The 12,179-nt window shown below is 44.5% G+C and carries 5 protein-coding genes; 1 reads left to right on the forward strand and 4 read right to left on the reverse strand.

The genetic code is table 11. The features are described 5' to 3' along the window. Positions 1 to 31 precede the first annotated feature (31 nt). Positions 32 to 2,392: a bifunctional 2',3'-cyclic-nucleotide 2'-phosphodiesterase/3'-nucleotidase gene (locus tag FQ085_RS03370; protein WP_149455937.1), complete on the reverse strand. Its 2,361-nt coding sequence runs from the start codon at positions 2,390 to 2,392 to the stop codon at positions 32 to 34. Between the two features lie 198 nt (positions 2,393 to 2,590). Here FQ085_RS03370 and FQ085_RS03375 point away from each other — a divergent pair, with 198 nt between their 5' ends. Beyond that, positions 2,591 to 3,682: an S-layer homology domain-containing protein gene (locus FQ085_RS03375; protein ID WP_149455938.1), complete on the forward strand. Its 1,092-nt coding sequence runs from the start codon at positions 2,591 to 2,593 to the stop codon at positions 3,680 to 3,682. Between the two features lie 85 nt (positions 3,683 to 3,767). On the opposite strand, the gene FQ085_RS03380 is transcribed toward FQ085_RS03375, so the two are convergent. The 3 genes from FQ085_RS03380 to FQ085_RS03390 all read right to left on the reverse strand — a co-directional run bounded on the left by FQ085_RS03380 (position 3,768) and on the right by FQ085_RS03390 (position 12,156). Further along, positions 3,768 to 7,523, reverse strand: coding sequence for a S8 family serine peptidase (locus FQ085_RS03380; RefSeq protein ID WP_149455939.1), 3,756 nt, complete (start codon positions 7,521 to 7,523; stop codon positions 3,768 to 3,770). Between the two features lie 212 nt (positions 7,524 to 7,735). Continuing rightward, the gene (locus FQ085_RS03385) at positions 7,736 to 9,646 is read right to left on the reverse strand and encodes a S8 family serine peptidase (protein WP_149455940.1); all 1,911 of its coding nucleotides are present in this window, start codon (positions 9,644 to 9,646) and stop codon (positions 7,736 to 7,738) included. 1,484 nt (positions 9,647 to 11,130) lie between these two features. Beyond that, positions 11,131 to 12,156, reverse strand: coding sequence for an acyltransferase (locus FQ085_RS03390; RefSeq protein WP_149455941.1), 1,026 nt, complete (start codon positions 12,154 to 12,156; stop codon positions 11,131 to 11,133). Positions 12,157 to 12,179 lie beyond the last annotated feature (23 nt).

A 12,179-nucleotide genomic window follows, 5' to 3' on the forward strand; every position in this document is an offset into this window, starting at 1 on the left:
CTTTCCGCGAGTCGCGGAAAGCTTTTTTATGTTACTTAATGTCGATGCGGTATTTGCCAAAATCATTGGCAGATGGTGCGACGTAAGTGATGCCGCTCGCTTCTGGTATGAGGCTTTGTGCGTTAGCTGACGTTTCAAAGGTGATGTTTTGGTTACCGGCAATCGGTGCGAATTTCCAGTTATCATCGGCTGCTGGGTCGATTGTTCCGACTTCAAGCATGTAGTCGATGATGACTTGGCGATTTTCATAGGCATAGTCGATGACTTCTTTGGCATCGGTAACGCCTGGGAAGTTGCCTGTTGCGCGGTAATTGTTTGTGACGACTAAGAATTCCTGTGTATCGGTTACAGGCGCTCCGTTATAAGAAAGCTTTTTGATGCGGTTCGAAGTTGGATTGACGAGTGCCGCTTCTGCATCGTATTTTGCAGGGATCGTGACGTCGATTTCGTACGTGACGCCGTCCAATACATCAAAATTATAGGTACGGAAGTCTGTGTTGATCAACGGTTGTTCTGTTGTTGCTGACGGGTTGATTTGTTGGAATTGCCCTGCCGCCATTTCTAGCCATTCTTTCACTTCTTTCCCGGTTAGTTTCAAGGCATAAATGGTGTTGTCGAAGACGTATAAATCGGCGACGTTTTTAATGGCGATTTCGCCTGTCTTGATATCGGTGTAATAATTCCCGCCGTTTCGTCCGCCTGCTTTAAACGGTGCTGCTGCGGACAAAATTGGCAAGTCTGCGTTGGCTGTTCCTGCTACTTGCTGTTTGACGTACCAGCTCTGTGCGTTGTTGACAATTTGAACAGATGGGTCGTCTTTGACCAATGAGAAATAGCTGTTAATGGGTGCTGTGGTTTCACCGACTGGGCTGCGCACATAGTCGATGGTTGCTTCGTGTGTTTCTTTGACTGCATCAATCACTTGCTGTGAAACGATGTCTGATTCGGTGTCAATTTTGCGCAATTGCGCTTTTCCGGATGCAACGTTCCAGTCTTTTCCTTTTGGAGAAAGCTGTAAATCGATAACGCCTAAATGGCTACCAAAGTTACCTGGCATCACAACAGGTGTGCCGTTAATCGTTCCTTGTTGTTGGTCGACGTTCTTCAAGTCCCCGTACGATCCAGGGAATACGTCATGATTATGACCTGTGACGATGGCATCGATGCCGTCAATTTCAGAAAGTTGATAGGTGATGTCTTCTTCACCGACGTCGTATTTTTCATCCCCCATTCCAGAGTGGGATAACACAACGACTACATCTGCTCCCGCTTTTTCCACTTCAGGAAGGAATTTTTTAACGGACTCGACTGCATCTTTTGCCGTAACTTTCCCTTCAAGATGCGCGCGGTCCCATTTCATAATTTGCGGAGCAACAACTCCGATGACGCCTACTTGAATGGTGTGCTTTTTGCCTTTTCCATCGACGACTTGTTTGTCGATCATGGTGTACGGCTTGTAGCGGTTTTTATTTGTCTTGGCATCGTAGACGTTGGCATTCAAGACAGGAAACGGTGCATCGTCTAGTGCTTCGTCCAAATAATCCAATCCAAAGTTAAATTCGTGATTGCCTAAAGTTGAAGCATCGAAATCAAGTGATTTGAGTGCTGCGTAAGCAGGGTGCAACTCTCCTTTTTCGATGGGGTCGACGGATACTTTATACCCGCCAAATGGCGTTCCTTGAATCAAGTCCCCGTTATCAAATAGCAGCGAGTTGCTGTTTTCTGCGCGTGCTTGTTCGATTAAGACCCCTGTTTTAGCTAAACCTAAACTGTTTGATGGCTGGTCTCGGTAATAATCGTAATTGACAAAGTTCGTGTGTAAATCAGATGTTCCCAAAATGCGCAATGTGACGTTCTTACTGCCTGCTGGCTGATATTCTTTCAGCAAACGCTGAACAATGGCCCGCATTTCGCCCGGAGAAACAGGTTTGGATGGCTTTACCGTACCGTCTCCGTACCCGACCAGTAAACCGATGCCCACTCCTTTTGCCAAGTCTTTTAACAGACTTTGACTTAAGTAATGGCGATCTTTAAACCCGCCGAGCAATCCCGTTGAATATACTTTATCGGTTATCACTGCACGTGAAGCGATTGAAAATGCTTGCTCACGAGACAATTTTTCGTTTGGTGCAAATACGGTCTTCGACTTGCCGCTTGTGAGCTTTAAGTTGTATGCCGCTTCCACGTAGGGAGCGAGTTTTTTATCGACATCCTTAAAGCTGATCGTCGAACCGTCTCCTAACTCTACTTTTAAAGAAGTTACCAAATGCTGAATAAACTCGCCTCTCGTCACTTCGTTCGCTGCCGCTGCCCTAGGACTCGCAGTGAAAAGTCCGCTAAGCACCAGAACGAGTGCCACCAGAATCATAGAAGCTTTTCTGCCAAACGTCATTTCTCCATCTCCCTTTAATCGAATAGTCGAACAACTCCATTATATACGACAACCGAAATAATAGGAGGCATTTACAAAAATTTCACAATGCAGGGTGATGGATTTTTGTTTGAATGAGTAAAAATAGCGTATTTGGTGCCTGGCACCCAAACAATTATAAATGGAATTAACTATAGATCTTGGAGAGGTTGGATAACTTTGAAGAAAACTTTGTTTTTATGTAGCACTGTATTGGCTTTGAGTTTGATCGCTACACCTGCTTTGGCTGCATCTGACGTGCCAGAAAACTACCGCTTTCACGACGAGATCGATTACCTGATTGGCAAGAAAGTGATTACGGGCTATGAGGACAACACATTCCGTCCCGATAACGTTGTCACTCGCGCCGAAGCGGCGATTATGATTGGCAAGCTAAAAGGATTGGATGTTACTCAAAAAGCGACTCAATTTACCGATGTGAGTAAAAGCAGTAAAGCGAGCGGGTATATTGCCGCTGCGCAAAAAGCCGGTTACTTGAACGGTTATCCAGATAAAACGTTCCGTCCCGATGCAAAAATGACTCGCGGCGATATGGCGATTGTCCTTGGGAATGTTTTCACGACACCTCTTTCAACTGAATTGAATTTTAAAGATGTTTCAAGCAACATGAAGGCATTTGAGTCAATCAACAAAATCGTTAGTTACAATATCGCCGTCGGCTATCCTGACAAAACGTTCCGTCCTTTAGACGCTGTGACTCGCGGTCAGTTTTCTGCATTTCTTGCGCGTGGATTAGAGCCTGTCTTCAAAAATGATACGCATATGGAAAACTCTTACTTGCGTGATAAAACGAAGATTTATTCATACCGTTTGGACGATGGCACGACATTAAATTCTCGCTATACGGAAGATTCTAAGCTCGCAGCAACTGGCGAATCACTCGGGTTTCTTTGGGAAAACTACACTAAAGACGAGGATGACATCTTCTATACAGAAAACGAAACCGACGACATGTATGCTATTGGCTATCCGTACTCTGAATATGTAGTTGAATTGGTTTACCCCATCCAAAAAGGGAAAGTATTCAACATTGACAATCCTTTCGCACCTAAAAGTAAAATTACTGGTGTAAATGTAACCGTCAAGACCGGCTACAAAACGTTTACTAATGCTACTGAAGTTACCGTCCCAGTTGATCCTTCAGTTAAACACGACACGGGCTATAAATATTACATGGTCGAAGGATTCGGCAATGTTAAAACGGTCGCTCTTGATGGTAAAGTTTTCTACGAATTGATAAAAATCCAGTAATTGGTGCCTGGCACCCAAACAATTCTCATGCAATTCAATTCAATAGAAAAAAGCCGGAAGCAGCAAAGCTTCCGGCTTTTTTCATTTAGTTCTTATTCGGTTTTCCTGGTTTGTCAGGTTTACCCGGCTTGTCCGGTTTCCCGGCTTTTTTCGTGATGGTAAACGTTTTTTCTGTAACATGTCCAGCCAAATCAACGACTTTGAGTTTGATCTCGTTTGCGCCATCGGTTAGTACAGGTACGGTTGTCGTAATGTTTTTACTGAAGTTTTTCAGTTCGTATGGTGCTGTTAGTTTTTGTGCGAAAATCTCATCGTCGTAGTAATACGCACTAATTTCGTCGAAATTGTCTTTGACGTTAAACGTGATTTCCACTTCGTCTTGGTCAGAACCGACTTTTTTCGGTACGTCTACTAATGTGATTACCGCAGGCTTCGTGTCTACTAACACTTGACGGCGAATTTCCATTTCGTTGCCGAATTCGTCAATCGCTTTGACTTTAACGTAATGAGAACCGTCCGCTAATGTCAGGCTGTGGCTAAAGGTTTTGCCGTCAAATTCTTTTGCCGGTTCGCCGTTGACGGTCACTGAGACAATTTTCGAATCGTCTTCTACTCGTCCAGCGATCGCCACTTCTTTTGTTTTGTGTACGGATAAGACGTCCGGCTTATCGATAAAGACGACCGGTTTGACTTTTTCTGGCGTCGCGGTTGCTAAGTCAACTACTTGTTTGTTGCCTGCTGTGTCGTAGAATACAGCACTTAGTTTGTCACCGGCTTTTAGCTCAGCTGACACTGCATAGTTCTTAACGCCAGGAGCTAATGAGTCGTCTTTCGGTGTTGCTGCATCTTCTGTTAGTTCTTTACCATTTAAGAACACTTCCCAACGATCTGGGCCCGCTCCTTGTGGGTTATCGGTAAAGCTTGCAACTTCTACCAATTTAGCTGCTGCGTTAAAGCTTGCGACCGCTACTGGTGCGACCGTATCGACTTTGACGGGGAATTCAAATGACTGCCATTCCGCATTTTCATAATCGATGACCGCGCGCAATTGAATTTGGTAGTTGCCGTCTGCTACTGCTTTTTCAAGCACTTTTCCGTCCCAGCCATTTGCTGGGTTGAAATTATACGATTCAGTTGATGCGTAATTTTTTACCAATTCATCTTCTGTGCGTATCGTCCGCAAGGTTTTGCCTGCCGCGTCCAATACCTTCACTTCAAATTCTTTGGCGTTTCTGAGCAATGAATACACCGGAATTACTTTGTCCATGACACCATCGCCGTTTGGTGAAAAGGCGAATTGGCTTGGCACAAAGTCTGGTTGATGGGTTCCACCTGTAATGGTTTTGCCTTTTTCATCTGCTAAGAACGTCGTGCCGTAATAAGTGGATGGATTCCATGCCACGTAATCAAAAATATTTGCATCGTCCCATCCGCCGTTAAAGCCGAAGTAAGGTACAACTAATGGTGTGTTGCCTGTCACTTCTTCGTTCACGTCCGTTAATGTTAAGAACCCGTCCACGAAAAAGCCATTTGTAAAGGCTTGATAAGCTGCATCTTTTTCCAGTGCCGATACATCCACTGACACGGTGATTTCTTTGCTGCCATTTGCCGGAACTGCGACCGTTTTAGGCGCGTCAATCACCACTTGTTCTGTCACTACGTTCGATCCTGCAATGTTTGGTGCCGTTACGTCGACGCCGCTTGCTTTTAACACTTTATCGGTTTGAACATTTACAGCTACTTGATAATTTGCCGGTTGGTCAGAGAAATTCTCTGCAACGACCGTAAATGTAAATTTGTCGTCTTGGATTTCTTTTAACGCTACTTTGGATTCGCCTGTTGATTTCTCAACTACCGTCACATCTGTCGATAGCGCATCATGCAATTGCATCAACCCTGCTCCTTGGCGACGTGGTGAAACAAACTCACCCGCAATCAATTCTACTGGGTTGGCTGTATTCATCATCAGGTTTTTCGCAAACTGAACACGTTCTTCGCCGTCTAGGCCGAGTTCATCTAGTCGTTGGAAGATCAATGCCGTTCCACCTGAAACATGCGGTGCTGCCATAGACGTTCCGCTCATTAAGCCGTATTCATCATTGTTTAAAGTTGAGAAAATGTTGCCACCTGGCGCTGTAATTTCAGGTTTGAAGTCCAAGTTTGGCGTTGGTCCCCAAGAAGTGAAATTGCTCATTTGGCCAGCTGTCGGGCTTTTCGTTTCTAAATATTGCCCATCAAAGTTAACCGTAACCTTTTTGCCAGCATCGATTAACGCTTTCATCGCCACGCCATCTGTTTGAAGAGTCGACATATAAGGAATCGTAACCGATGGGTCTGATGCCATATTGATGGTACCTGTTGTGTTGTTGTAAATAATAACCCCTACTGCTCCTGCTGCTTGCGCATTGGTTGCTTTTTCAACAAAGGCAATGCTGCCGCGTGAAATAAGCGCAAATTTGCCGGTGAAATCTGTTCCAGCAAAGTCAGCCGCTGTACCAAATCCTGCACTTGCCACTTCATAAGAAGCTGCTGGCAACTCACGCGGGTCTTTATCGTTTGCCAATAAGTACATCGCGCGTCCAGCTTCTGCACCGTCCGCTTGATAAGCAAAACTCATGGCCGTAATAATATCGTTTTCAAATGACGCTACACCAAACGAGTCAAATGAAACACTTGGTGAACCTGTTAAGCCGTAATCTTGGTTTTCTGCGTAAGGATAGAAATAACCCGATCCCAGCATATCCGAGTTTCCAGCTGAAATGGACACGAGAATACCGCTATTCGTCGCGCGCTCTACTGCTTGTTGTTCCGGGTTTTGAGAATCCACAAATCCTGAAACAGATCCAAGTGACATATTAATGACGTCTGCTCCTAATTTGATCGAGTCATCAATCGCTTTAATGTAAATATCTCCGTAAGTTGACGGATACAACGGATCGTTGCCGAACACTTTTAATGCCAGTAATTGTGCTTCTGGTGCTACGCCTTTAATGCCGCCATTTTCCTCATTGCCGTTTGCTCCCACTGTGCCGGCTACGTGCATGCCGTGCATTGAAGCTTCAGGTCCAAGGTCTAAAATTTCGTTGTTGCCGTCCATGTAATTATAGCCAAATGGCACTTTAGAAGTGAAAAATTGACCGCCTTCGATGGATTGGTCGCCGAGCAATGCACCGACTTCAGCTTTTGTAATTTCACCTGATGTGTCATCTGTTAATACCATATCTTTATGGCTTGGGTCGATGCCGGTATCAATCACTCCAACGACCATGCCTTCGCCTTTATACTTATAATCGTTCCAAACTTGTTGCGCTTGCACAAGTTCTTTTGAGTATTTCATTTCCGGTTTGATTTCCGGACGTTTGTACTCGGTTGACTCATAAACAGCTTTTACACCTGTTTGTGAGGCAATTTCTTTTACTTTTCCTGCTTCGACTTCAGCAGAAAAGCCGTTAAAAACCGTCGTGAAATTTTCTAAATAGGTAATCTCTGGAGCAAGTTCTGAAATAGTCGATTGAATTGAATTTTGTTCAGTGCTTACTGTTGCTTCTAATGATTCTTTTTGTTTCTTAGGTAAATCTTTGTAAAGTACCCCTTTACGTGTTGCGTTTTCGATCGTTGGATCACTTTCTAATTCCACGATAATCCGAACTTGTTTTTTCGGATTTTTCGGGTTCTTCAGCGTTTCTGGTATTTTAACTGCTGGTTTTTTGAGCTGCAATTCTTCGTTGCCGGCACCTGTTTTGTTCGGTGCTGCTGAAACATTCGGTATACCTGCCGAAAACGAACCAAAAGCGACTAAAAACACCAATGCCATCAATAAAATCGAACGTATCTTCCCCAATCTTTCTCCCCCTTGTTTAACTAACGGAATTTTCAAACTAAAAGACAGTTTAAATTTACCATATTAAAACACTCTTGCCACTATTCTTTTGTCAAATATATATTACGTTTACGTTACAATTGTTACAGAAGTAGTTAAATTACTCTGATGTAGACAACAAAAAATCGCCTACCCATAGGCAGACGATTTCTAAGCACCAATCAAATTCCATCTTATTTAAGAGATAGTTGATAAATAAAGATTGCCAGCTGACCTCGCGTTACATTTTGACTCACGCCAAATTGTGTAGCGGTTACGCCATTCGTAACTCCGTTCGCTACAAGTGCATTGACCGCTTCTTCATAGCGTGGAGAGACATCTGTAAATGGCAATTTTTCGGTAGTTGGCTGCAAAGCATAACTATTTTGCAAAATTAATGCGATTTCACCTCGCGTCATACTTTGCGCAGCACCAAATAATGTCTCCGTCTTGCCATCAATGTAGCCCGCATGTTTTAACGCATTAACGGACGCTACAGCACGTGCCGGGACATCGGTAAATCTAGAAGCTGGAGCTGCTGCTAAATCTAATTCCAACTCTTTTGCCAGCCAAATCGCTGCATCTACACGCAGGATCGGGCTTTGAATGCCAAATCGCGTCGAACGCTCACCTTTGGTAAGTCCTCTTTTCACCAAATAATCAACGGCTGGGAAATACTTTTCAGAAACATCCGTAAACAATCTAGCTGTTTGCACAACCTCTACTTTCAGCGATACCGTTTTGCTTCCTAAAGTCGCTTTTACCGTCGTACTGCCAACTGCTTTCATCGTCACTTTCCCTTTGGATACCGTTGCAATCGAGGGATCTGCAGAAACCCATTTTGCGGTTTCTGCTGCATTGATGACTTCCCCCTTTGTGTACGAAGCCGTTAACGCCAGTTGAACCGAATTGCCGACTGTACTCGTAATTGACGACTTGTCCGGACGTAAACTAAGTAACGGATTGTTTGTTTCCGATACTCTCGGTGCTTTATAGGAAGAAATTTGAATCAAGCCATGACCATATAGCGGATCTCTGCCCACTTTGCCTAAATCTTTTGCTTCTTCCGCTATAATCGCACGTAAATCCTTGTTTGTTAATTTTGGATAAGCTTGCTTTAACAAAGCCAATTGACCAGCTACATAAGGCGTGGCCATAGAAGTTCCTGATAAATATTCGTACCGATTACTGGTCATCGTACTGAAAACATATGCGCCGGGTGCCATCACTTCAACAGCGGGTCCTGTTGAAGAAAATTCTGCACGTTTAGCATCTTGATCCAATGCACCGACTGCAATAACAGACGAATAGCGAGCAGGAAATTCCACATTATCCTCTTTTCCACTTAAAGTACCGACATTTCCAGCGGCCGCTACGATCAACAGCCCTTTCGCATATGCTCGGTCAAAAACGGCTTTAAAGGCGTTGGAATTTTCCGCAGAACCTCCACTAAGATTAATAATGTTCATCTTATTCGCGATTGACCATTCCACACCTTCAATCAAATCCGACAAATAAGCATTGCCTTCCCAGTCAAAAGCTTTTACAGAATAAATATCAGCGTCATACGCCACCCCTTTTATGCCAATGCCATTATTGCGGGCACCAATGATCCCGGCAACATGCGTTCCATGTCCCTGATCATCTGAATAGGAAGTTGTATAATCGGCAGTTGAAATCCCGCCTTTGATCACCAAATCATTATGCGGAGAAATTCCCGAATCAATGACAGCAATTTTCACGCCTTTTCCGGTAAATCCTGAATTCCAAGCTACAGGTGCTTTTATTTGAGGAATTCCCCAGCCTTCTGTTTGCGCACTAAGCGAAAACACAATATCTTCCTCAATTGTCCGAACTGACGGATCTTTTAAAAGTTCCTGCGCTTCTGCGTCTGTCATCATAGCAGACGCAATCGCCACTTCATCATAAACCTCTACATCAGAACCACCAGAATCTTCGGTCTTTTCAGCGATTGAAAAGCTCTTTTGCTCTTTTTCATAAACGATAATCATGCGTTTTTCATCCTGATCTTGAGCGGAAACCGTTAGTTGTCCCATTGCTGCGAACAAAAGTAACGCGCTCAACACGCCATAAACTATTTTCAATAAAAACCCCCCCTTTGCTAAAACAATTGAATTTGTTTAATTTTCCAAAAATAAAAGAAATATTTAACATACGTATAAATCCGTTTCCAATTTCAGTATATAAGATGTCCGCATACGCGTCAAAGCCAATTGTATCCAGTGTTTAGTTACTTGTATTGTACGCACTTCCAGCAAAGATAGAAAGCTCTTTTCAAAAAAAGATATCAGAATAAATAAATTTCCATTATGTCTAGAAAACAACCCACGTCCCCCCTAAATCTAAAGTGTCAAAATCAAAAATCATCACCCTACAAGCGCCGGCGCGTGCACCACCAAAAAAAACTACAAGTATTCTTTTTTGAAAGTGTTGTGCAGAATCTTGGCTTGGGAGCACGTCCCTGAGTCGGCCACAAATTGGCGAACATTTGTGTCTAGCCCCAAGTGAACATGAAACCAGCCTCATGATAAAAGCGCAGGCGCGTGCACCATCGCCGCCAAGCGATTCCAGAACCCAACACCTACTACCTAACCCAAACAAAGTAAGTTTGCTGCGACTTCCCCAACACCCAGCCGAGGCGCGACAAGGGCTAGGCGAAGCACGAAGACGAGTGCTCTTCTCGGCTTTGTGCGAAAGCCATGCCCCAAGCGCTCGAAGGCGACTTCTAAAACTCCACAAAAACTCCTCCAACAATCCCGAATCTGAACACAAAAAGCGCCGGCGCGTGCACCACCGCCGCCAAGCGACTCCAGAACCCAACACCTACTACCCAACCCCAAAAAGTAAGTTCACTAAGTCTCCCCTAACACCCAGCCGAGGCGCGACAAGGGCTAGGCGAAGCACGAAGACGAGTGCTCTTCTCGGCTTTGTGCGAGAGCCATGCCCCAAGCGTCCGAAAGCGACTTCTAAAACTCCACAAAAACTAAAAACTCGAACCCAAATTACCCACTCCTAGCGCCGGCGCGTGCACCACCGCCGCCAAGCGATTCCAGAACCCAACACCTACTACCTAACCCAAACAAAGTAAGTTCGCTGCGTCTCCCCCAACACCTAGCCGAGGCGCGACAAGGGCTAGGCGAAGCACGAAGACGAGTGCTCTTCTCGGCTTTGTGCGAAAGCCATGCCCAAAGCGTCCGAAGGCGACTTCCAGAACCTCACCAAAACTAAAAACTCGAACCCGAACTACACACTACCCAACCCAAACAAAGTAAGTTTGCTGCGACTTCCCCAACACCCAGCCGAGGCGCGACAAGGGCTAGGCGAAGCACGAAGACGAATGCTCTTCTCGGCTTTGTGCGAGAGCCAATGAGGGACCAGGCATTCCTGGGACCTCATTTGCGACGAGCTTGCGCAGGAGCAATCGTCTTTGCTCTACCCAAAGCGCTCGAAGGCGATGTCCAGAACCTCACCAAACCTATCAAGATTTCGCGTTCTTTCCACCGCCTAGAAACTCCAGAACCCCACAAAAATTAAAAGCCAGCCCCTCAACAGAAAGGCTGGCTCGGTTCTATGGCACCAGTCGGTTAACAACCGGTAACTTTTGCATCGCCAAAATGATGCCGAATGAAATAACAAAGATTAAGATCCAAACAAGCGGCACACTAATCAGTGGATTAAACGTTGTTTCATTTAAACCAAAGCTTCTATTCAAAAAAACTTGAATAAGCGGGTGAATGATGTAAATGCCGAACGTCGCTGTACTGATGCGGGTGATCAACACATTTGGTTTGATTCGTTTCGCCATATGCTGAAAGCCGATAAAAATAAACAGCGTAATCAATAAATTATTCGGCCGGTAATGCTCATAAAAAAATTCATCAAATTCGCCCGCCGGCAATCCTACATTTAAATAATAAGTCCCCCACACCGTCACCACATAACTGACTGCTGCGAGTATGCCAAGTGTTGGCAAGTATTTCTTCGGTACCGGATAGAGCACGAGATACGCACCGAGCAAAAAATACCCAATATACGGTTCAAACAAGCCGGCAGCAAAAGCAAGTTCAAAGTCAAAGAACTTTGGCAAGAATGGTAAAAAGCTAGAAAAGAAAATCCAAAACAGCAAAAAGGCTTGAAACGTCTTCTTGTCCATATGCATGACGAGCAGCTTCAAAAAAGGCGCCATCAAGTAAAGACCCGTGATGGTGTATAAAAACCACAAGTGGTAATAAATATCATCGGTTAAAAACTGCACCAAAATTTCATAAGCGCTATACGATTCATCCAGTATGTAAATATTGTATAGCGTGTACACCAAGCTCCAAAATAACAACGGAATAACAACTTTTGCCAATCGTTTCTGGAGAAATTGCCAAACACTTTCTTCTTTGCCGCGCGTCAGGAGCAACGCCCCACTAAGCATGAAGAAAATAGGCACACACCAACGCAACCCTGCGTCAAAGGCGTTGGCAAAATGCCAAATCCATTCATCTGTCGTAGCATTGTTAATAATTTTTGATACTACATGGATGCCGACCACAACAAAAATCGACAAGACCCGCAGCCAATCCATATAGTCGTATCTTCTGGCCATTTCGGGTATCTCCTTTTTCTAAC

Source organism: Planococcus sp. ANT_H30 (assembly GCF_008369335.1).
Classification (GTDB): Bacteria; Bacillota; Bacilli; order Bacillales_A; family Planococcaceae; genus Planococcus; species Planococcus kocurii.